Origin of the sequence: Paenibacillus sp. YYML68 (assembly GCF_027923405.1) — a bacterium.
Lineage (GTDB): Bacteria > Bacillota > Bacilli > Paenibacillales > NBRC-103111 > Paenibacillus_G.
In genome coordinates this window covers 3139334-3159322 of sequence record NZ_BQYI01000001.1, presented here as the reverse complement: position 1 = coordinate 3159322, position 19989 = coordinate 3139334, and the positions used below count along the sequence as shown (strand labels likewise).

Genomic DNA, 19989 nt, shown 5'->3' with positions numbered 1-19989 from the left:
TACTTGCCTAGTTAAATCTTATATCGATTTCGTAAAATGGATTTTCCGACGTCTGCTTACGCATATGCAGCTGCAGGATGCCGTTCTTATAGACCGCCTTGCACGTACCCGGCATGACCAGACTAGGCAGTCGCAGCGTTTGGGACCGATTGTCCGGCAAGCCATCCAGTCGCAGCACGCTCATGTTGACGAGTACTCGGATTTTACGCGCTTCGGCTTTGTCGGGTACGTGAATTTTCGCAATAACACTCTTATGGGTTTCGAATAGCTCCGTGTGATAGTGGTGCTTCAGCTGCTGAACCTCAGCCCTCGGCATCGACTTCTGCAGCACTTCTTTAATATAACCGTCGATCCATGATAAGTCTCCCGGATTCGCAGCTTGACTCGAGGCGAACGGCAGCTTGCCGCCAAAAAACTGCTCGAATTGCTTCCAGTTGACGTCGAAATAAGGGTTCGGATTCGATTGATTCGGTCCGCTCATAGTGATCAGCTCCTTACGTTCAAATATATGTGCAAGGCGCGGCGCTCATGAACGCTGGGTCGTGCTGTTTCGTGAAAACATATTTCGCAGCACGGCCTCATATACTGGTATAAATCCCAAGACAGGTAGGGGTGCATATGCCGGCTATCGTAGGCGCGATTAAGATCAACAGTGTAGGCTCCAGCTCCATCGTGCACATCGGGGATTCCGTGCAGGTCGCCCCGATCTCGGTTGCCAAAACGTTCGCAGGCGCAGGCTCCTTCAACACAGGCGATTACTTGCGTACCTACAATTATGTCAGCACGACGAACACCTACGACAACGATGTTGCAGATTCCAATATTGCATTGAACAATTAAGGCAGGTGCTGCGATCAATGTCTACATGGACGGTTCACCAGCATATCGTCATCCATCAGATGAAGATCGGAAGTATTAGCAACTCATCCGTTCTGCAGATTGGCACTGCGGGATCTGTACGGGCCTTATCTAATTTATACAACACCGGCGGCTTCACAGGACCCGCCCCTGAGCTTGGAACAGAGCAAGGTACGGAGGCCCCGAAGCCTTTTCCACTCGTTCAGCTCCCCATTACTGCCACATAAACGGAGGAACTCGCCATGCAGCCCGATCATTCGTCCTATTATCAGAAGCTTCATCGATACCTACAATGGCAAACGGAGCGCATCCGCAGTCTCGAGCTTCGGCTGGATGCGATGGCGCAGGAGCTGGAGGCTGTGAAGAAGCAGGAGCGCATCCGCATTGATAAGATTGAATATAACTTTGATCAGCTCAAGGTCGAGACGCTGGAAGGAACGCTTAACGTCGGCATCTCGCCCTCTGGCTTCGACTCGAGCGGTATCGAAGACCTGGCAGTGGGCGGTAAAGCGATCGTGACGAATACGGCTCGGTCCGAATCGTTCGAGCGCATCCAGCGCAACGTGAACACGTATCTGCTCCAAGAGATTCCGAAGGAGCTAGAGGAGCTTCAGAATGCGCATGGGGTCGAGCTAGGCAGTCAATTCCATGAGGTGCTCGTGACGGATATGCAGGGGCAGGTTGCGCCGCGCATCGAGCACTACATCGAGGAGATGACCGAATCACCGCAGGCTGTGCTTCGTCCGGAGCAGGAGGAAGCGATCACAGATAAGGTGAAGCGTGATATTCAAGCAGGTCTTCATCAATACTTGCTGAAGCAAAAACAGGAGGGCGATCCGCATGAGCATCCGGCTTCAGGTCATTAACCATACGCTGCAGGTAGGCTCGATCCGTACAGAAGGGGTGGCGAGTGCATCGCTGCTGCTTGTCGGAGATGCGCACACGATTTCGCTGTCTTCGGTATTCGATACGCCTCCTGAGAGCGTAATCATCGGCTCAGCAGCGCTGCAGCCCAAGATAGAGGAATAGATGGCTGATACGCTACCGATTCAGCACCGCACGAGTAGGGTGCAGAACTTGCACGTTAACGAGGTCGGCTTCTCCTCGACACTGTTTGTCGGGGATCTTGTTCGTTTCGATCCGAGAAGCTCGGCACTTGCCGTTCAGAGAGAAATTCCGAGGTACGACGGTCGGGAAGGGGAGCTTTCCCAGTACCCGATTTTTTCCGTTGACATTCCTGAACTGCTGCCTGCAGAGCAAGTGGAGTTGGTAATTCAGCATAGGGATTCGTCGATCATGTGCTCGACTGTCAAGGTGGACTCCATCTCCACGGCATCGATGGTTCAGATTGGCCGACTTGGCTCCGCGCGTGCGGTATCGAGGGTCAAAAACATTCGCGAAAAGCTGACAGGACTGCAGACACTGTAAGGTGGCTCACAGCTGTAAATTGAACGTATAAGCCTGTATGCAGGGAGCAGTGTCTCCTCGTATACGGGCTATTCGACTTGTGAACGTGAGCTGCGTTCATGGTCCTAGCTGTCTATTTGTTTAAGCGGACTCATGCTCGGGTGATATGATATACTACTAGCATAGCGACACTTATTGAATGTATAGAAGGGGAGAGAGGCGTCATGGCTGCAACGAAAATCGAGCATGTCGGCGTCATGGTTCGTAACATGGACACGTCGATTCAGTTTTATGAGGAGGTCGTAGGGATGCGGCTGTTGGGCCGCCTTGAGCATACGAATGGTGTGATTCAACTGGCGTTCCTTGGCTTCGGGGAGCAAGGCGAGTCGCAGCTTGAGCTCATTACAGGCTACAACGACAGCTTGCCCGCTGAGGGGAAGGTGCAACACCTTGCTTTTACCGTGGACGATATCGAGAAGGAGCATGCGCGGCTTCAGGGACTTGGACATGTGCGTCTGATCGATCAAGATATTACGACGCTGCCGAACGGAGCGCGATATGTTTTTTTTCACGGTCCAGACGGTGAGTGGATTGAGTTCTTCCAGCCGGCCATGTAGCGGAGCGTGCGATGAAGCGTAACGAACCGAACAACTCAACTACACCGCAAGCGAGAATTAATTGTGTGAAGTGCAAGCACTATTATGTGACCTGGGAGCCGAGCTACCCGAGGGGCTGCCGCGCCTACGGCTTCAAGACGCAGGCGCTGCCCTCACAGCTCGTTCTGCAATCGTCGGGCAAGCCCTGCTTGTCCTATGAGGAGAAATAATGCATGCTAGGAGGACGTCTTGATGCTGCTCACCAGATCGCAGAAGAAGCTGCTGCTAGAGGTGCTGCTTAAGGAACGTAGACGGTTATTTTCCCGACACAAGGGTGAACTGCTCAATAAGACGATTGACGATCTCGCTCAGATGGTGCGTAATGAGGAGATCAATGCGGTTGACAAGCAGGACAGCAGCAATGTCATTGACTGGAGCTCTCGCCGCAAGAAGTAATCGTCTCGTCTTCATCTGAATGGTTCGTTGGATGCGAGCAGAAGCCTGCAGGATAGCGCGCCTCTTGAATATAATGAAAGCCTGTCCTGAACATGATCGTGTCGGTAGCTTCGGCTGCTCCATGCAGCGTACGGCAATGAATGCAATAGTAAGTCAATTGAGATCCTCTCCTTCATACCGTGTTGGAACGGTTCGGTTAAGATCACAATATGTTGGGACGTTGGGAATTATGACAAGATGGTGTCGGATTATGATTCCATGATATGGATCAGGACTCATGGCCTGCTTGGCATATGAAGCGGGTGAGAGGAGGTAGGCATAATGGCGGAGCATCATCTGGAACAAGTATTGGATCGTCTCAGAGGCTCGTTAGAGGGGGAGGACGACTCACAGCATGCACAGCTGCTCCGAGCTGCGATTGAGGAGCTTGAGCGCCTCAGCACGGAAAATCGGAGGCTGAAGACCGCACTCTTAAGGGCAGCCACATCGTCGGGCAAGCCCACGATGTCAACGAAGCTAAGTGAGGCGCTCCGCGAGTAGACACCGTTCGTTCGCCCTAATAGCAAGGACCTCAAGCTCCGCTTGCATGTGGAGACTGAGGTCCTATTTTGCCTAGGGGTGCTGCATAACGGTTTAGCCTAAGGCTCTTGATCTTCTGTAGGTCCTTTCGTGAGGCAGACTAAGGCCTCTGCGCCTGATTTCGGCAAGCAGCAATTTGATGAAGGCGTGATCCAAGCCTTGGCGCAGAGCTGTGGCGTAAGTGTCCAGCAGCATTTGATCACTCAGCTTATCCATTGTCTCAGTCTCCTATCTGGATGAAAGCGCCGTGTTAGCAGCAACGTTATTCAATCTGTCTTGTATGGGATTATCATACATGCGAATTGTTTAATTCGTTCGTAGACAGATGTTAAATAAACGTTAGAAATGTAAACCTCGGCTCCATATTCGGCTCAGGATGGCTGGAAGGGGCGTATTCTTTTGTTTAAGACTTCAATTATTGAGGTAATAAGAGACAAGAGATTATTCGGGAGGGACAACATGAATCATTTTGCAGATTTTGAGGAAGCTTTCGAATACTTGAAGGCGATGCAGGCGAGCCGTGAGGCTAATGATGCTCATGTGACAGGGGAAAACGATCGAAGCGGCCAAGAAGGTGCTGTGGGCTCACAGGTAAAGAGGAATCGAACGGTGGGGCGAGCAGGGCGGACTTCCGGTGGTTGGTTGGGCGCCGAGGCAAACCATATGCAAAGCTTGGATGCGGGGAGCAGCTGATTCATGAACGCCGTCCCCGCGTGCTTCGTCCGTTAAGCTTCAACGTCTAGGCTCTTACTACTTCTGTACGACCCAGCGTCTTCCCCAGAAGGTGCGGTCCAGCACAGGCTGCTCGTAACGATCCTTCCATATCAGATCACCATAGATGCGCTTCGCTTTTTTGCCATCCTCGATACAAGTTGCGATTTCTCCGCTCTTCAGCTTTTGGTATAGCTCCCAAGTGTTCATGACGATCATCTGACATCGACTCCTTGTGTACATGTTCTACCTTTTTGTATATTGTATTATAGGATGTTTTTACAAAAAAAGGTGTCACAATTTACACTACGTTAACAATTTATTTCATGTGTTATTTTGTTGAATAGACGCGCTTGATGAGGAATGAGTAGGAATTCTGGTGAAAGAAGGGTTCTATTGATAGTCTGTTCATCTTTATGTATGATGATAGGATGAAAGAGGTGGTCCTGCTGAAGCGTTGGCTAGGGGTGTTTTTCGGCTTTTTACTTACGATACAATTCGGTCACTTGAGCTCTGCTCTTGCGGCTGGTCTGAAGGCGACGACGATGCAAGGACGAATTGGATCAGTGATGATCGGGGTTCTGATTTTGTTCGCGCTTATGATAGTTATACGTAAGCGCTGCAGTTCTTCCTTTTATCACGGCTTCGCGGTGTCGACTGGACTATTTTTAAGCTTTGACATTGTGGTGTTTCATTGGATCTTTCAGCTGCACCGTATTACGAACGGACCTGAGGCCAATGTAATGGAGCCGTTGTTCGTGGTGGCCGGAGCTGTTCTAATGGTGTATGCTTGGCGCAAGGAGAAACGTAGTGCTTGATCTATAGGGGTAGGGGCGAGATCGTCTTGCCGTTATTCTCATGCAGGAAACTGGTGAGCATTATATGAGCAACATTACCTGCTCCGGCTCACGCTCAATGGGGGGGAGCGCGGACTCGTCCAGCGGCTCGGTATTTGCTATTATGCTGACCGGTTCGGAGCAACTTTCCCGATGCTCCATCCATTGCAGCAATCTTTCAGAAGACAGACCCAGTTGCTCCATAATGGTTTCACACTCTAACGCTTTCATGAATTCACCTCCACGTATATTCTAGGACTAAATAAAAAACCACCTCTACAGAGATGGTCGGTTGCACTACTTGCTCCTTCAAACCCAAGTGCCCACTTTACAGGTTTGAGATCATAGCTCCCTATTATAATTATGTTAGCAATTTCGCATCGGGTTCATTTCCCTTGTTTTAGATGATACCAGTTTATAGTTGGAATAGGCAAGAGTTGTATCGCTAAAGAAATTTTTATCTTTGATGCGACCGCCAATATAGCGATATAGAAGGGTACTAGGAAAATATAGTACTTCACGGCTCGAAGCACACCTATATAATGAAGGAAGGGGCGAAGTCGGGGATGTAATCTAGGGCTGGGGGATGTATATGAACGTGCAGGAAAAGATGCAAGGCCTGCGCCGGTACGAGAGCGAATGCTATCGAATTTGTATGTATATGCTTCAGTGTGAGACGCTCGCTGTACAGGCTGCGAAGCAGGCGCTGGAACGGCTGTTGTATTGCGATGCGTTCTTCGTGTCGAATCAAGCTTCCAAGGTTATGCGCACGGAGGCGGTGAAGGCTTCACTCGCGGTGAAGCGGGGGAAGATGATGATGAAATTATAATATAAAAAATAGGCTGTTTTCATAGTAAAAACAGTCGAGGTCAGGCTGTTAGAGGCATTCGAGGTTCACTAAAGCCGAAAGTCAAGCTTCATGACTTTCGGCTTTGTTTTTTTACTTCTTAGTTTCTGGCCTTCGGAAAGTTTGGATCATGAGCAACGATCCACAAAAGCAAAAAACCCTTGATATACAAGGGTTTCTTAGTATGACCTGTAGTGGGCTCGAACCACTGACCCCCACCCTGTCAAGATGGTGCTCTCCCAGCTGAGCTAACAGGTCTCAATATTTTTTTAACATGTCCTGCTGGGGACGTTTTTTATAATAACAGGCGCGGCTGAAAGTGTCAAGCATTTATACAAACTTTTTTTCAGAACCAAGCTCGACGGGTTAGGAGGGGCAGTAGACGGTACTGTCGCCGCAGGAATCGGGTATGCTATAATGAACATCAAAACGGACATATATTGGAGGATGCGAGCATGAAGGACTTCCCTTGGGCAACCCCGCAGCCGGAAGGCGCAGGAGATCAGGCACTGCTGCAGGAAGGCTTGGATTGGGGGGAGCACGAATATGGCACTCACCGCTACCATGTCAGACGGCTGATTGAGGATACGCTAGCGGACCTTCCGATGCGGGATAAGGCGGCTGTGCTGGGCGCAGGCAATCACGGAGACGTAGATATACCGGGTATGGCCAAGGCGTTCCAGCAAGTTACAGTGCTCGATTCGGAGCCGAACATGCTGCAGGAATGGCTGGATGCTCAAGGGGGTGTCAGCTTGAGTCGGATCAAGTCATTATCTCGGATTGACTATACTTGTCTGGATCAAGCTTCGCTGTATGAGAAGCTGGACGAGCTGCTGATGACATCGGCGCCTGCTTCGGACATTGCTGCGTTGTTGCGGGATGCTAGCTTTCAGGTGAGAGGATTAGAAGTGCTGCCGCATCTGCACCGGACGTTCTCGTTCGTCATGTCATCGGGCGTGCATACTGCGTTGTTCTACCCGGATGTATTAATGCAGGTACAGCCTTATATCGACCGTTACAAGGAGTCTGAGGTGCGCCAGATGATGGAGGCGATCCAGTTCCTGCGCAACTCGCTGCTGGCGGATTACAATAAGCTGCTACTATCACTGGTGAGACCTGGCGGTAGAGTCGCGATGTGGACGGATATGATCGTACTGGACGAAGCTAGAAGCTGGATTGCAGATGAGCTGTACGAGAATCGGAGCAGCACGGACAGAACGACCTACTTGTTCGAGATGTTCGGGAAATATGGTCTGGAGGGGGCCGTCATCGGCCTGAAAGATTTATACGACAGACTGAAGCCCGATCAGCTGCTGTTTCGCTGCTGGATCGGGCATTCGGACTCGGGTAGAAGGTATGTGACGGTTGGGCTGTCAGGTCAAGCGCGTTAGGTTAGGGCTGAAGGCTGCCAGCTCTTCTTCTGTCAGGAAGCTACAGCCAGAGACGATAGGATTGCGACGAATGCGAAGCGCCAGCTGGTGCAGCATCCGGGTCAATACGTTCGTCTCGGAGTCTTGCCAGGAGAACTGGATACAGTACTCATAGTGCCCTGCTTCCGGTAAGATAGAACGGACAATAACTCCATAGGGCCTATGCTCGACATTCAAGATGGTGAAACGCAGCTCCGTTAATAAGTTTTCAGTCTCGGGGAGCGGAGCTGACGTGTAGAATCTTGCGCCGCCAGCGCTTAGATCGACCAGAGCAGCCTGATACCATTTCATCTCTGCCCCGACGTCCTCGGCGCCGATAATTTTAAGCTCGGCTCCGAGCGGCGATTGGAAGGTCAATCTGAAATAGTGACGTTTGTTGTTTGACTTGGAAGTTTTGGCTCTCATGGCTTACAATTCCTTTACACTAATCGTAATTGGTGGAGCATTACGGTTACCCGTGTCCATTTATTGTAACCGAGGAGGTCCTCGCTTGACAATGTATTCGTGGAGTCTGACGAAAAAAAACCGCTCAATAGAGCGGTAGCTCAATGCAGCGGTCGTTCGTTTTGTGATGCAGCACGGCACTATTTCCGATTAGCTCGATTCGTTCGATCGTCTCGCGACCTTCGGCTAGACTGGTGTACATTCCTTTTTCCTTCAAGGCACGAATGAGCTGTGGAATCGCTTTCTGATCGCAAGATACGAAGCTAACTGGAATTTTTTGATTGTTAAAAACGACCTCTGTAGACATATGTGAATTCCTCCTTTAGTTACCTAATGTTTCCTTTATTATACCACTATTTACAGACGAATTCGAGCTGAATATTACAACATATCGCGACATAGTGTGGTTTATACGGTGTTATTTCGACAAATAGTACGTAAGATTACGAGACAAGCGTAGTGAAGGATGATGAAGATGAAGAAGCTGTTTAGTCAAATGAACAAAGAAGAGCTGCAGCATGAGATTAACTCGATAACGAGTGAGATTGAAGCCTCTGAATTCGAGAGTCAACAGGCAGTAGCAAGGCAGAGGCTTGCGATTGCGCAATCGTACATGCTGGACCCTAATGACTTCCCTCCCGGTCTGTACAAGGTGGACCATGTCCAGCTTCCCTTTGAGGTGAAATATATCAATGGCATTATGGCATGGGGGACGCTCGGTGACGATCCGGAGGCCAGCTTTCCACTCTCGAAGCTCACACGTCTCTAAATCTGGAAGGTGTGCGGCTTATGCACCTCGGAATAGAATGAGGAGGCACGTCTCATCCTAATCGATGAGGTGATGCAGATGAATCGGGCGTTATGGACGTCCATTGTCGGAATTGGTGCGGCTCAGCTGCTGAAGATGCCACTGCACATCCGCGAGCGGGGAGCTTGGTCGTGGTCGGATTTGTTCCGTACGGGAGGCATGCCGAGCTCCCACGCTGCCGGTGTCGTATCGCTTGCCACCTATTTGGGGCTGAAGAAGGGCTTCGCCGCGGAGCTGTTCGCTGTATCTGCGATGCTCAGCTTTGTCGTCATGTATGACGCGATGGGGATTCGAAGACATGCCGGATTAATCGCATCTGAGGTCAATGAGCTGGAGGAGACGGTCGCGAACATCACGAAGGATCATCCTATCCATGTGCATGAGAAGCGTGCGCAGGAGCTTGAGGAGCGGCTAGGTCACCTGCCAGAGGAAGTGCTGGGAGGTGCCTTGCTTGGTGCTCTCGTCGGTGCCCTCAGCTATGCAACGGAGTCGCGCTCCGTTCAAATTGAACCTGTGAGCAATGGAATCATGTCCTTTATATCGAAATGGTAGCCTTGTCCTCAGATGCTTCTTGAAGCTGCAGAGGCTCGATGGAGACGGTTGGGAGCGTAATGGTAAATTTCGTTCCCAGCCCGACGAGGCTTTCCACTTCAATGGTGCCTTCATGATCTTGAACAATTTTATGACAGATCGATAAGCCGAGTCCTGTTCCTGAATCCTTCGTTGTGTAGAACGGAATGAAAATCTTATCCAATTCTCCCTCCGGAATACCTTTTCCATCATCCATAATCTCTATAACTGCATGGCGATCAACCGGGTACAGCTTAATATCAACCGTTCCTTGCTCCTCCATAGCTTCCAGTGCGTTCTTGACGAGGTTCAGCAGCAGCTGCAGCATCTTATCCTGATCCATACGCATGAGGAGTTCATAACGATCAGGTTGAAAGTCTAGCTTATGTCCAAGTCGCGTTGCTTCGGATTCAAGCAGGGAGATGACGCGTTGCACACAAGAACGTAGAGAGTGCACCTTATATGACGTAATATGTGGTCTGGAAAATTGTAAAAACTCCGCAGTAAGCATACTCATCCGATTGATCTCATCCATGATCAGCTCGTACCACGGCTCAATATTGTAGCGCTCGGCCTTGGACAATTGAATGAAGCCCTTAATAGTCGTAAGCGGGTTGCGAATTTCGTGCGCCATGCCGGATGCGAGCTCTCCGACAACGCGTAGCTTCTCGCTGCGCAGCATATGCTCCTCACGCTTCAGCCACGTCTCTCTCTTCATCATGTATAAGTGGCTCTCGGCGACAGCAAGCAGATCATCCTTCGTCTTTCCGTCCTGCGGGAACGAGGCGATGCCGAAGTTAATTTCGATACCGGTCAGCTTCGGGAACTCCATAGACAGCAGCTGCGTAATGGTATGAAGCGTCTGCTTGTGTGGGTTGTCGATGACGATCGCGAACTCATCGCCGCCATAGCGGCTGATCAGAGAGCTCTGTGGAAACATAATGCGCAGCAGCTGAGCAGCCTGCTTCAGTATATCGTTGACGCCCTGGAAGCCGGTGCTCGTGTTCAGTGACTTCAGATCTTTGCAGTCAGCCAATATGAGCAAGATAGGCTTACCATCGTTCACGAGCAGCTCCGTCTGTCTGTGGAATTCTTGGAAGTTGTACAAGCCTGTAAGTGGGTCATGTGTGCTTAGATGCTTCTTCTCACTGTCCAGCAGCTGCTTCTGAAGCTCCATGCTCTTGATCAGACTGCCGAACATGAAGCCAAGCACGAGGCAGGTAGCCGTTTCGAATGCTATGTTAGGCAAGCTGTTCCCATGACGGGTAATTGCCGATATGACAATATAAGGGACGATGAATATGACGCTCAGCAATGTCGCTGTGGAACGTCGGTGGAACCGCTTGTGTAGCTCGATCATATGTAAGAAATATAGCGGCAGCACCCAATGGGTGAGGCTGGCAGCATGGATGGCAACGACCAGCATTGGCTGAACATTGAAGACGAAGGATGGAGGTTGCTTAACGAGAAAGGTGGCGGCATAGAGCAGGGAGAATGCGAGAAGTAGAGGAATGTTCCATGCGCTACCGCTCATTATGGACCAGGTTGATACGAGTACGATATACAGGATAAAGCCGCTGTGACTTTTCATGCAGAAGCTCCAACTCCTAAAATATACAAAATTTTATATGTATTACTTCTTTTTGGAGTAGGAAAATTCCTTCTGCAGGTCAAAAACTTTATTCTAAAAAAAGCTTTGCCATACGAAAAAGCCGGACCTCAGAGGGCCGGCTACGACAACATCATATTGAAAATACAATTAGAAGCCTGGCAAATTGTCCAGGTTGTTCGTCGGATCGCCATCCGGATTGGAGCGAAGGTGCTCCTCGCCGTCACGGCCGCGAAATACGTTAACGTTGTCGATCTGTCCGTTTTTTGCCATAAATTGAGCTTCCTTGTAATCGACGACTTGTCCGGAGGAAAGCTTGAGCTCGACGATGTCACCATCACCATTTTTACGGACGGCCACAACTTGATCTTTGGCTGTATTCATCTGCAATCGCCTCCTTTACAGGTAGGATGTGCAGGAGGTGCCGCTAATATACATTCAACAGCGACAAGGCGGCCGATGTCAGACCTCATAGTCTAGCTTATATATTGTACCTTGCTCGACGAAGGTCATCTTGCCTGTCTTACCGATAAAGCTGGGCATGCTGTCGGAGTAGTGCATAAGCCAGATGCTGGCTTGCAGCTCCTCTGGTAAAGTAAGCAGCTCCTCGAGGCTGGCGTGAACAGCTCCGGGAGATGTAAGCTGACAGTCGTGCATCATAAGCTTGCAGCCGCTTGCGTGAAGCTGATGAAGCTGCTCGCTGTTGAATTGTGAATCCGCACTATAGAAGAAGCGGTCGTTCAGCAGAAGAGAGTAGCTCGGCTTACCCGGAATGTGCAGGCTCGGAAGCAGCTTCACATTCAACTCCGGCTGAAGCGTGATGACTGTGTCAGGCTCCAAGGTAACGACGTCGAAGTAATCCTCCAATCGGTTCAAGCCCTCATGAGCGTTCTCCAGGCCGCCTCGAAGGGAATGATTCCATAACGAATCCTTTATATCGAACGGCACAAGCAGACGAATTCGCTTCTTATATCTATACATGCTCTGGAAGGCGAACTCCTCAAGACCGCCTACATGATCGGCATGAATATGAGTAATCAAGATTGCATCGATTTCGTCCAAGCCAATTCCGAGTTCGTGCATCGCTCTTGCGGCTGTATATCCGCAGTCGATCAAGAGGCTAAAGCTTTCTGTTCGTACGAGAGCGTTCGTATTATAGTAAGCTTTGGCAAAGGCGCTTCCCGTTCCAATAAATTGTATGTGCAAACTCACAAACGTTCCTCCACTCAGTAGGGCGTTAACACGTATACCTTCTATAATCTAACATGCCTGTTGATCAACATTCAAGAAAATGTTGTAAGGATTTAGGCATGCCGCTTCGCATCCCCCCACATTTCGGATTATGGTTGCAGCTATTTCCCGGGTAAGCGCACCATTCGCCATCGTTTATCGAATGGTGAAGAGATTTGACAGACGCCTTCCTATAAGACTATCCATATTTTGTATGAATATTCAACGGAAGCCCTTTCATTCACTAGATCTAGATGGTGCTACGAATAAAAAATAATAAATTTAGCAAAACTGGCCGCAACTATTGCCAAGCCGCGGAGTATAATTAAACAAATTGGTTCATACAATGGAGGTTAATTACGATGAAGGTGCCGAGATTGCTAACGATGGTGCTCTCGCTTACGTTATTCGGTACAGCTGGCGCAGTCGCAAGCTCGATCTGGGGAGAATTTGAAGGGTATTCCAAGGTAAGACTAGTGGTCAATGATGCTGAGCAAAGCTTCGGATCGTCGGAGGTGCCGGCTTTTCTAGTTAAAGGCAGCGCAGTTTTACCGGTACGAACGTTATCTGATTCGCTGCAGGCGATTGTGAAGTGGGACAGCGCAAGTCATACGGTTGCGGTCCATAAGCCCAACGTACATATGTTCGTCGCGAAGACCGTTGAGGACGACTACGACATCAAGCAGCCGTTCGGTGTTGTGAAGCAGGGTAAGCAGCTTGGCTTCTCCGTGCTTGCTCAGGTGGATAGCTTGAACACGTCGATTCGTTCGTTCCAGATCTCGATCGTCTCGCCTAGCGGCAAGCAGGTAGCCGCGAAGGAGGAAGTGGTTGACAGCGACAAGAGCAGCTTTTGGTATGCTTGGCCATTTAATGTGACGTTCACGGAGAAGGGCACGTACAAGGTTCGCTTTGCTGTGAAGACGACCGCGGATGGGAAGTATGTAACGATTTCTGAGAAGTCGATCGTATCTGAATAGCACGAATGAGGCGAAGCGTGGTTCATTGACTTCGCCTTATTCATCATGGTACGATACGTGGGAGTAAAATTATAAAATCAGGAAATGAGGTTTTCCCATGAGCGATCACATTCACGACGCATCGTGCGACCATGATCACGAGGAAGAAATTTTTGTCGTGACGGACCAGGACGGCGTTGAACATGAGATGGTAATGGTGTACACCTTTGAAGCCAGTGACAAGGCTTACGCGGTACTTCTCGATCGCAACGATGTGGAAGCCGATGGTGTCATATTCCGTATTGAAGAAGAGAACGGCGAAGCGTTCCTTGCCAGCATTGAGGATGAGGAAGAGTGGGATCGTGTCGTCGCGATCTACAACGAAATTATTGAAGAGCAAGAGAAATAAGATCGAAGACAAAACCCTTCTTGACCATCAAGAAGGGTTTTTCACTTGTCCTATTTGCGCGGATTGAAGTACATCGTTCGCCCGTTGAACAGATGCAGCTCTGCCTTCCACAGCTTAGCTAAATATTTGCAGTATTCGTTACCTTTAGACTTGTCACCATGCGTACAGTCGTCAGGCAGCACCATTTGAACGTAATGCTGTTCGGTGTCGCCGTTCTTCTCGGAGCCGACGCCAAGCACGATGTATTTGTACAGCGTATTTTTTCCTTTGAGATAGAACCATGCATTCTCGGCTTCCGGCTTCGACTCGATCGTGTAAGGGAATCCGGCTTCATCGTACTCCCAATCCAGCTGCTTGGCTGTACGGGCGAGCTGGTCACGATAATGTTCAAGCTGCCCGCGTAGCTCTTCCAGAGTAAGGGAGGAGACGGCGGAACCGTTCACGAATTTAATATAAGCGCTTTGCGCCATAACCTATGCACCTGCCTACGTATTGGACTGGAACGAATTTCTAGCGACATGCATCAAAAACATCATAGCATTATGACCCATGAATTACAATGAAGAAGAGAAGAGGTATGGGTGATGGAGAAGAGAATGTTCGAAGGGTACATACTGGTGACCGACATGGATGGAACGCTGCTGAGCAAGAAGAAGGAGATCAGCCCGGAGAATGCAGAGGCGATTCAGCGCTTCGTTGACCTGGGAGGAACGTTCACGATTGCGACTGGACGTATTGTAGAGCCGGCCGGCCTATTCGCACGCCAGCTGCCGGTGAATGCACCTGCCATACTGTACAACGGGGCTGTCATCTACGATTACAGCAAGGAGCAGGTCGTGTGGGAGTCTATCCTTCCTGCTTCTGGCAAAGGGGCGCTGCAGCGCGTGATCGAGACGTTCCCCGAAATCGGCTGTGAAATCTACGTGCAAGGTGAGCAGTATCCGTATACGATTCAAGATAACAGCATGACGCAGCGCCACCGGAACATTGAGAAGTTCCCGTATCAGCCCGTAACCAGCATACTGGAGGTGCCAGAGCAATGGCTGAAGGTGCTGTTCGCCTGGGAGCCAGACAAGATGGATGCGGCCAGTGAGCAGATCGTTGCGCTGACGGCAGGAAGCGATGTCGATTGGGTGCGCTCGGATGATCGGTACTTCGAGATGTTACCTGTGAACTCGACCAAGGGGCATGCGCTGGAACGGGTGCTCGATATGCTAGGCATCCCGAAGGAGCGATGCGTCGCGATGGGCGACCATCTGAACGATCTAGAGATGATTCGCCGAGCAGGTATAGGTGTGGCCGTCAGCAATGCGCATTCGCTCTTGATTGAGTCGGCTGATCACGTGTGCAAGCATCATGACGAGCACGCGGTGGCGGACGTCATTCGTTTTCTTGAGGCGCGCATAACAGACCAGGTGTAGGCCGTATTCAAGTACAACCGCATCTTTGAACAGATGAAAAAACCGCATGTCCCCCGAATCATTCGAGGGCATGCGGTTATTTGGGCATGTATTTAGAAAATAGCCGGCGTCTCCACGATGACCTTCACATATTCGATGCTCCGGTCCTCCGGTCCCTTCACCGGCAGACCAACCTCGATATGCTCGGTAATATAGTCGATCAAGTCCTGGGAGATGACCTCACCCGGGAGCAGGATCGGAATACCCGGCGGATAGACGTATATGAACTCCGCGATGATGCGGTCACCCGATTCCTTGAACGGAATGAGCTCGGTATCGCCGTAGAACGCATCGCGCGGGGACAGCGTCAGCTGCGGAATTTTCGGAATCTTGATCACGAGCTCGGTCGAAGGACGAACGCTGTAATTCTCCTCGGACAGCTGTCTTAGCGCCGTTAGCAGCAGATCGACATTATCGCGCGTATCGCCCGGCGTAATGAGGCACAAAATGTTGTACATGTCGCTAAGCTCGACCTCGATGTTGTATTGCTCGCGCAGCCAGTTCTCCGCGTCATAGCCGGTAATGCCCAGATGGCGCACGTGAATGTTCACCTTCGTCGGGTCGTGATCGTACGTCGCTTCCTTGCCGAGGATGTCGCGTCCGAAGCAGCTGAGGCCTGGAATCGTATTGATCGTCTCACGGGCGTAATTGGCCAGCTCGATCGCATGATCTGCCATCGCCTTGCCGTTCAGCGCGAGGTGGCGTCTTGACGTATCGAGCGAGCCGAGTAATATGTACGAGGTCGACGTCGTCGTCAGCATGCTGATGATCGTCTTCGCCCGGCGCACATTCACCCGGCTACCCTTAATATTGAGCACGGAGCTCTGTGTCATCGAGCCGCCGAGCTTATGGACGCTCGTAGCGGCCATATCAGCGCCTGCCTGCATCGCCGACATCGGCAGCTTGTCGTTGAAGTGAATGAGCACACCGTGCGCCTCATCGACGAGCACTGGGATGTTGTAGCTGTGCACGACATCGACGATCTCCTTCAGGTTCGCGCATACGCCATAATATGTCGGGTTGATGACGAGCACAGCCTTCGCGTCCGGGTGACGCTCCAGCGCGCGCTTGACCGAGGAGGTCGATACGCCGTGATCGATGCCGAGATTCTCGTCGCGGACTGGCTTCAGGAACACCGGCTTCGCCCCTGCGAAGATGATCGCCGCCATGACCGACTTGTGCACGTTACGCGGTACGATGATCTTGTCACCCTCCGAGCAGGCGGTCATAATCATCGTCATGATCGCGCCGCTCGTGCCCTGTACGGAGAAGAACGTATAGTCGGCGCCGAATGCTTCCGCAGCAAGCTGCTGCGACTGCTCGATGACGCCAGTCGGCTGATGCAGATCATCGAGGGGCGCTATATTGATAAGGTCGATGGACAGCGCGTTGTCGCCGATAAACTCCCGGTATTCGGGGTCCATGCCCACGCCTTTCTTATGTCCTGGAATGTGAAACTGCACCGGATTGCGGGCAGCGTGCTCCTTTAATGCGGTGAACAGGGGAGTTTTCGTCTGATCCACGGTCATCCCTACCTTTCTGTATTCGGAGATAAGCAAACAAGTCGAGTATAACAAAAAGCGACACGGATGCAAGGAGTTTTTCATTCTCAAGTGCATTTGATGAAGGTTTGTCCAAATTGTTAACACTCACAGCATCATTTCCATCATGAAAAAAGATGTGGTACAGTAAAGCTACTCACTTGAAATATCGGAGGCAAGGTTACACCTATGGATAAAAGACTTCTAGTTATCATGGTGCTGATAATGACGATTTTTATCGGCTTTGGCATCATTATTCCCGTACTTCCTGACGTGGTTACCGGCTCAGGCGCCGAAAATGTGCACCTCGGCTTACTCTTATCGGTCTATTCTCTAGTCTCGTTCCTCATGTCACCGCTATGGGGCAGCTTGTCTGACCGTCTGGGACGACGTCCGATCATTATGATCGGCACGCTCGGCTTCAGCGCCAGCTTCTTCATATTCGGCATGGCCGGGGACAACCTGATGCTCATGTATGTGTCGCGTATTCTTGGCGGCTTGTTCTCAGGCGCGGTCACGGCTTGCGCTGTCGCGTACGTCGCGGACATTACGTCGGAGGACAACCGAACGAAGGGGATGGGGCTGGTCGGTATGTCGATCGGTCTTGGCTTCATCTTCGGGCCGGCTGTCGGCGGCTTGCTCAGCAGCTTCGGCTATCACGTGCCGTTCTTCGTGGCGGCGGCACTGGCGCTCGCGATGTTCGGCTTCGCCGCTGTCACGCTCAAGGAATCGCTCACCGAGGAGAGCAGGCGCAAGGCTCAGGAAGCGAAGAAGGGCTCACGCTGGGCAGCGTTCGTCGGCTCGCTCAAATATTTATACATCCTGTCGTTCTTCGTCTCCTTCACGCTCGCAGGACTTGAAGCGACACTGCTGCTGTTCCAGCGCGACCAGATCGGCGCGACGCCTACGCAGCTGGGCATCATGTTCGCTGTCAGCGGTATCGTCGGGGCGTTGATTCAAGGCGGTGTCGTACGGCGTCTGATCAAAAAAGGGCAGGAAGCCCGAGTCATCGGCCTCGGTCTCGTTCTATCAGCGGTAGGCTTCATCCTGATCCTGTTCTCCAGCAGCCTGCTGACCGCCTCGATCTACTTGAGTGTATTCGCAGCAGGCAATGCGCTGATACGACCGTGTGTGACGAGTCTCATTACGCAGAAGACGAAGGTCGGTCAAGGCGTCGCCTCCGGACTGAACTCGTCGATGGACAGCCTCGGACGCATTACCGGTCCGCTGCTCGGAGCAGGGGTGTACGACTACAGCCATCAGCTGCCATTCATCGCAGGCGCGGTCGTCTCGCTTGCAGCGCTCTACTTGCTGTATCGTTACATGGCCGCGGACCGATCGGACCATCGTCTTGCCGAGCGGCTCGTCTCTTAACGTCATACGAAGAAAGCCTGGCGAAGCTCGATGTGAGCTGATAGCCAGGCTTTCTTCGTATGTAGCACAATGTCAATCTCGTCCGTTGCTATGTGAAAAAGTAGCGGATGAGACGAAACGTCGTCTTGCCGCCCGGAATTCGCATCAGCACAACGGAACGGGGAGGGCGTGCTGCGAACGGTCTGCTCATGAATTGTCCAACGGTCATCGATTGCTTGCTCATGGAGGTCACCTCGTCTGTGCAGGATTGTAAAGTATATGCACAGACGAAGTTGTCCTATGTCTTCAAGTGGAACGGTCAGCTGCTTGATGAAGTAGAAGCAGCTGACTAGTCGTTCTGTTTATCGCCGCGCTTATGATCGACCAGCTTCTCAAGCTTCGGCGTAAGCTCTTCCTGGATCTTGTTGATGAGCTGCTCCTTGGATATGCCCTTAGCCGCGGCAATCTCCGTCAACGACTTGCCGGCCTTAAGCTCTGCCTTGAGCTCGTTCTCCGTCATGCCCAGCAGCTCAGCGAGCTTGCCCGGACTTGGGTGCATCGCACTCTTGCTGTGCTTGCCACCCTTATGCTTGTCCAGCTCTCTCAGCTTATGGCTGACCATGAACTTGAGGTGCTCGTCCAGCTTGCTCTTCATCAGCTCGGCCTTCTCCGCGGTCAGCTTGCCGGAGATCACTGCTGCATCGAGCTGCTTCAGGCGAATGTCCTTCAGCTTCGCGATCAGCTCCGCCTCGCTTACGCCCTTATCGCTAGCGACTTCAGCCAGCGTCTTGTCCTTCAGCGCCTGCTTCAGCTCCGCTTGGCTCATACTGAGCACGGATGACGCTTCCTCAATCAACGCATGAGCGTGATGCTTATCCTTGTGCTTGCTGTGCTCGGCAGCTTTGTCTGCGTTCTGCTGCGGTGCAGCCTCGGCTGTCGCTGCAGGTGCAGCTGGGCTCTCCTCAGCTTGCGCCTTGTAGCTTAGTCCGTATGTGCCTCCTCCGAGCAGCAGAGCTGCAGCCAGCGAGGAGACGAGCAGCTTCTGTGCGTACGATTGCTTCATGGCTGATCATCCCTTCCTTATTCAGGTAATGGTGTTCCACTTGTAGCATACCCCGTTTGGCTGAGTGCCACATGAAGCTTACCTTAAGTGGGCCTTAATTTTGCTGGGCGAGTCGATACAGTGGCATGACGGTCTCGAAGACGCGCTCGATCTCCGCGAGCAGACGAGGCCCGTCCTGCACGATCGGGTCGTGTCGATTCAGATGAATGCCGCACAGCGCTTCCGACTTCTTGATCGTCTTCAGCTTGAGCAGCAGCTGCTCTAGTGTCTCGCCCTGCAGCTCGGTATGCGGGATGCCTTCAGGCTTCATATGGTCAAGCGACCAGACGTAATGCGGAGGCAGACTCGAAGCCACCTCGTCCCATTGCTGCTCGAGATTGGCAGCGAATATGCTCTTGTTCGGACTTTCATATATAAGCGCGAATTGCACGAACAGGTGCGTCGACCATAAGCCGACCTGGAAGTGCGGGTGCGCCTTGTAGCCCTTCTTATTGTTCGCCCAAGCAACCCACGTGTCGTTCGGGGCGTGTACGGTTCGTCTCGCGTGCTTGGCAACGTGCGTGAACATCTCCTCGCCGCACAAGGTGGTGAGCGCAGGGCTTAATGCACTGCCGAGCTCATGGAGCTTCGGCCGAACACGCTCGATGAGCGCCTCCATCCGGGGCTCGAGTCCATCAATGGTGAATACGTCGAAATCTTCAGCTGTAAATCCGGTAAAAGTCATCATAAAGTCCTCCCAACGTGCCATGCTTCTTTTTCACTATACCATAATTCGACCGTGGAAGAGTCTTGCCCTATATATGGATTGCGCGAAGCGGCAGGAATG

Annotated in this window: 33 protein-coding genes, 1 tRNA gene and 1 riboswitch; of the genes, 19 read left to right on the top strand and 15 right to left on the bottom strand. The window is 51.5% G+C overall.

Going from position 1 to position 19989, the window contains the following annotated elements:
- Window positions 1–7: 7 nt before the first annotated feature.
- Window positions 8–481 (bottom strand): Hsp20/alpha crystallin family protein, encoded by a 474-nt coding sequence (locus PAE68_RS14410; protein ID WP_281887995.1) that lies wholly within the window; start codon window positions 479–481, stop codon window positions 8–10.
- Window positions 482–618: 137 nt separating this feature from the next.
- Between PAE68_RS14410 and PAE68_RS14405 the strand changes: the two genes are divergently transcribed.
- The 9 genes from PAE68_RS14405 to PAE68_RS14365 all read left to right on the top strand — a co-directional run bounded on the left by PAE68_RS14405 (window position 619) and on the right by PAE68_RS14365 (window position 3857).
- Window positions 619–840 carry a spore germination protein gene (locus tag PAE68_RS14405; protein WP_281887993.1) on the top strand — a complete coding sequence of 74 codons (222 nt, stop codon included), beginning with the start codon at window positions 619–621 and terminating at the stop codon, window positions 838–840.
- A gap of 17 nt (window positions 841–857) precedes the next feature.
- Complete coding sequence (locus PAE68_RS14400) at window positions 858–1085, top strand: spore germination protein GerPB (RefSeq protein ID WP_281887991.1); 228 nt, start codon at window positions 858–860, stop codon at window positions 1083–1085.
- Window positions 1086–1100: 15 nt separating this feature from the next.
- A complete protein-coding gene (gerPC, locus tag PAE68_RS14395; RefSeq protein WP_281887989.1) occupies window positions 1101–1724 on the top strand; it encodes a spore germination protein GerPC in 624 nt (207 codons plus the stop codon).
- Window positions 1699–1887, top strand: coding sequence for a spore gernimation protein GerPD (locus tag PAE68_RS14390; protein ID WP_397378807.1), 189 nt, complete (start codon window positions 1699–1701; stop codon window positions 1885–1887). The genes gerPC and PAE68_RS14390 overlap by 26 nt, the downstream gene beginning before the upstream one ends.
- Window positions 1888–2286 carry a spore germination protein GerPE gene (locus PAE68_RS14385; RefSeq protein WP_281887987.1) on the top strand — a complete coding sequence of 133 codons (399 nt, stop codon included), beginning with the start codon at window positions 1888–1890 and terminating at the stop codon, window positions 2284–2286.
- Between the two features lie 203 nt (window positions 2287–2489).
- Window positions 2490–2882, top strand: coding sequence for a VOC family protein (locus PAE68_RS14380; protein WP_281887985.1), 393 nt, complete (start codon window positions 2490–2492; stop codon window positions 2880–2882).
- Window positions 2883–2893: 11 nt separating this feature from the next.
- On the top strand, window positions 2894–3091 hold the full coding sequence (locus tag PAE68_RS14375; protein ID WP_281887984.1) for a uracil-DNA glycosylase: 198 nt from the start codon (window positions 2894–2896) through the stop codon (window positions 3089–3091).
- A gap of 22 nt (window positions 3092–3113) precedes the next feature.
- Entirely contained in the window at window positions 3114–3317 is a 204-nt protein-coding gene (locus PAE68_RS14370) for a hypothetical protein (RefSeq protein WP_281887982.1), read from the top strand.
- 321 nt (window positions 3318–3638) lie between these two features.
- Window positions 3639–3857, top strand: coding sequence for a hypothetical protein (locus PAE68_RS14365; protein WP_281887980.1), 219 nt, complete (start codon window positions 3639–3641; stop codon window positions 3855–3857).
- A gap of 93 nt (window positions 3858–3950) precedes the next feature.
- On the opposite strand, the gene sda is transcribed toward PAE68_RS14365, so the two are convergent.
- Complete coding sequence (sda, locus tag PAE68_RS14360) at window positions 3951–4112, bottom strand: sporulation histidine kinase inhibitor Sda (protein ID WP_281887978.1); 162 nt, start codon at window positions 4110–4112, stop codon at window positions 3951–3953.
- A gap of 243 nt (window positions 4113–4355) precedes the next feature.
- Between sda and PAE68_RS14355 the strand changes: the two genes are divergently transcribed.
- Window positions 4356–4589, top strand: coding sequence for a hypothetical protein (locus tag PAE68_RS14355; RefSeq protein ID WP_281887976.1), 234 nt, complete (start codon window positions 4356–4358; stop codon window positions 4587–4589).
- A gap of 57 nt (window positions 4590–4646) precedes the next feature.
- Here PAE68_RS14355 and PAE68_RS14350 read toward each other — a convergent pair whose 3' ends face one another.
- A complete protein-coding gene (locus tag PAE68_RS14350; protein ID WP_281887974.1) occupies window positions 4647–4826 on the bottom strand; it encodes a hypothetical protein in 180 nt (59 codons plus the stop codon).
- 212 nt (window positions 4827–5038) lie between these two features.
- Here PAE68_RS14350 and PAE68_RS14345 point away from each other — a divergent pair, with 212 nt between their 5' ends.
- Window positions 5039–5425 carry a DUF2243 domain-containing protein gene (locus tag PAE68_RS14345; protein WP_281887971.1) on the top strand — a complete coding sequence of 129 codons (387 nt, stop codon included), beginning with the start codon at window positions 5039–5041 and terminating at the stop codon, window positions 5423–5425.
- A gap of 60 nt (window positions 5426–5485) precedes the next feature.
- On the opposite strand, the gene PAE68_RS14340 is transcribed toward PAE68_RS14345, so the two are convergent.
- A complete protein-coding gene (locus PAE68_RS14340; RefSeq protein WP_281887969.1) occupies window positions 5486–5674 on the bottom strand; it encodes a hypothetical protein in 189 nt (62 codons plus the stop codon).
- Window positions 5675–5720: 46 nt separating this feature from the next.
- Window positions 5721–5805, bottom strand: a riboswitch (cyclic di-GMP riboswitch).
- A 230-nt stretch (window positions 5806–6035) separates the two neighbouring features.
- Here PAE68_RS14340 and PAE68_RS14335 point away from each other — a divergent pair.
- Complete coding sequence (locus PAE68_RS14335) at window positions 6036–6272, top strand: hypothetical protein (protein WP_281887967.1); 237 nt, start codon at window positions 6036–6038, stop codon at window positions 6270–6272.
- Between the two features lie 203 nt (window positions 6273–6475).
- Here PAE68_RS14335 and PAE68_RS14330 read toward each other — a convergent pair.
- A tRNA-Val gene (locus PAE68_RS14330) sits at window positions 6476–6548 on the bottom strand.
- 197 nt (window positions 6549–6745) lie between these two features.
- Between PAE68_RS14330 and PAE68_RS14325 the strand changes: the two genes are divergently transcribed.
- Entirely contained in the window at window positions 6746–7681 is a 936-nt protein-coding gene (locus PAE68_RS14325) for a hypothetical protein (protein ID WP_281887965.1), read from the top strand.
- On the opposite strand, the gene PAE68_RS14320 is transcribed toward PAE68_RS14325, so the two are convergent.
- Both PAE68_RS14320 and PAE68_RS14315 read right to left on the bottom strand, forming a co-directional pair.
- On the bottom strand, window positions 7664–8125 hold the full coding sequence (locus PAE68_RS14320) for a PilZ domain-containing protein (RefSeq protein WP_281887963.1): 462 nt from the start codon (window positions 8123–8125) through the stop codon (window positions 7664–7666). The genes PAE68_RS14325 and PAE68_RS14320 overlap by 18 nt on opposite strands.
- Before the next feature lie 124 nt (window positions 8126–8249).
- Window positions 8250–8471 carry a hypothetical protein gene (locus PAE68_RS14315; protein WP_281887961.1) on the bottom strand — a complete coding sequence of 74 codons (222 nt, stop codon included), beginning with the start codon at window positions 8469–8471 and terminating at the stop codon, window positions 8250–8252.
- Window positions 8472–8639: 168 nt separating this feature from the next.
- On the opposite strand from PAE68_RS14315, the gene PAE68_RS14310 reads away from it, so the two are divergent.
- Both PAE68_RS14310 and PAE68_RS14305 read left to right on the top strand, forming a co-directional pair.
- Window positions 8640–8933, top strand: a complete 294-nt coding sequence (locus PAE68_RS14310) for a DUF1811 family protein (RefSeq protein ID WP_281887959.1) — start codon at window positions 8640–8642, stop codon at window positions 8931–8933.
- Between the two features lie 78 nt (window positions 8934–9011).
- Window positions 9012–9524, top strand: coding sequence for a divergent PAP2 family protein (locus PAE68_RS14305; RefSeq protein WP_281887957.1), 513 nt, complete (start codon window positions 9012–9014; stop codon window positions 9522–9524).
- Here the strand turns inward: PAE68_RS14305 and PAE68_RS14300 are convergent.
- The 3 genes from PAE68_RS14300 to PAE68_RS14290 all read right to left on the bottom strand — a co-directional run bounded on the left by PAE68_RS14300 (window position 9508) and on the right by PAE68_RS14290 (window position 12363).
- Window positions 9508–11133, bottom strand: coding sequence for an ATP-binding protein (locus tag PAE68_RS14300; protein WP_281887955.1), 1626 nt, complete (start codon window positions 11131–11133; stop codon window positions 9508–9510). The two genes, PAE68_RS14305 and PAE68_RS14300, sit on opposite strands and share 17 nt — an antisense overlap.
- A gap of 168 nt (window positions 11134–11301) precedes the next feature.
- Window positions 11302–11535, bottom strand: coding sequence for a DUF3892 domain-containing protein (locus PAE68_RS14295; protein WP_281887953.1), 234 nt, complete (start codon window positions 11533–11535; stop codon window positions 11302–11304).
- A 78-nt stretch (window positions 11536–11613) separates the two neighbouring features.
- Window positions 11614–12363, bottom strand: a complete 750-nt coding sequence (locus tag PAE68_RS14290) for an MBL fold metallo-hydrolase (RefSeq protein WP_281887952.1) — start codon at window positions 12361–12363, stop codon at window positions 11614–11616.
- A gap of 380 nt (window positions 12364–12743) precedes the next feature.
- Here PAE68_RS14290 and PAE68_RS14285 point away from each other — a divergent pair, with 380 nt between their 5' ends.
- Together PAE68_RS14285 and PAE68_RS14280 are read left to right on the top strand one after the other, a co-directional pair.
- Window positions 12744–13358 (top strand): stalk domain-containing protein, encoded by a 615-nt coding sequence (locus tag PAE68_RS14285; RefSeq protein WP_281887950.1) that lies wholly within the window; start codon window positions 12744–12746, stop codon window positions 13356–13358.
- A 97-nt stretch (window positions 13359–13455) separates the two neighbouring features.
- Window positions 13456–13746: a DUF1292 domain-containing protein gene (locus tag PAE68_RS14280; protein ID WP_281887948.1), complete on the top strand. Its 291-nt coding sequence runs from the start codon at window positions 13456–13458 to the stop codon at window positions 13744–13746.
- A gap of 50 nt (window positions 13747–13796) precedes the next feature.
- Here PAE68_RS14280 and PAE68_RS14275 read toward each other — a convergent pair whose 3' ends face one another.
- Entirely contained in the window at window positions 13797–14216 is a 420-nt protein-coding gene (locus tag PAE68_RS14275) for a DUF1885 family protein (RefSeq protein WP_281887946.1), read from the bottom strand.
- A 114-nt stretch (window positions 14217–14330) separates the two neighbouring features.
- Here PAE68_RS14275 and PAE68_RS14270 point away from each other — a divergent pair, with 114 nt between their 5' ends.
- Window positions 14331–15167, top strand: a complete 837-nt coding sequence (locus PAE68_RS14270; protein WP_281887944.1) for a Cof-type HAD-IIB family hydrolase — start codon at window positions 14331–14333, stop codon at window positions 15165–15167.
- 92 nt (window positions 15168–15259) lie between these two features.
- Here PAE68_RS14270 and PAE68_RS14265 read toward each other — a convergent pair whose 3' ends face one another.
- Window positions 15260–16729: an aminotransferase class I/II-fold pyridoxal phosphate-dependent enzyme gene (locus tag PAE68_RS14265; protein ID WP_479684790.1), complete on the bottom strand. Its 1470-nt coding sequence runs from the start codon at window positions 16727–16729 to the stop codon at window positions 15260–15262.
- A 207-nt stretch (window positions 16730–16936) separates the two neighbouring features.
- Here PAE68_RS14265 and PAE68_RS14260 point away from each other — a divergent pair, with 207 nt between their 5' ends.
- The gene (locus PAE68_RS14260; RefSeq protein WP_281887942.1) at window positions 16937–18121 is read left to right on the top strand and encodes an MFS transporter; all 1185 of its coding nucleotides are present in this window, start codon (window positions 16937–16939) and stop codon (window positions 18119–18121) included.
- Window positions 18122–18209: 88 nt separating this feature from the next.
- On the opposite strand, the gene PAE68_RS14255 is transcribed toward PAE68_RS14260, so the two are convergent.
- From PAE68_RS14255 to PAE68_RS14245, 3 genes are all read right to left on the bottom strand, one after another.
- Entirely contained in the window at window positions 18210–18344 is a 135-nt protein-coding gene (locus PAE68_RS14255; protein ID WP_281887940.1) for a hypothetical protein, read from the bottom strand.
- A gap of 105 nt (window positions 18345–18449) precedes the next feature.
- Complete coding sequence (locus PAE68_RS14250) at window positions 18450–19163, bottom strand: hypothetical protein (RefSeq protein WP_281887938.1); 714 nt, start codon at window positions 19161–19163, stop codon at window positions 18450–18452.
- Window positions 19164–19257: 94 nt separating this feature from the next.
- Entirely contained in the window at window positions 19258–19887 is a 630-nt protein-coding gene (locus PAE68_RS14245) for a YktB family protein (RefSeq protein ID WP_281887936.1), read from the bottom strand.
- Window positions 19888–19989: the final 102 nt, after the last annotated feature.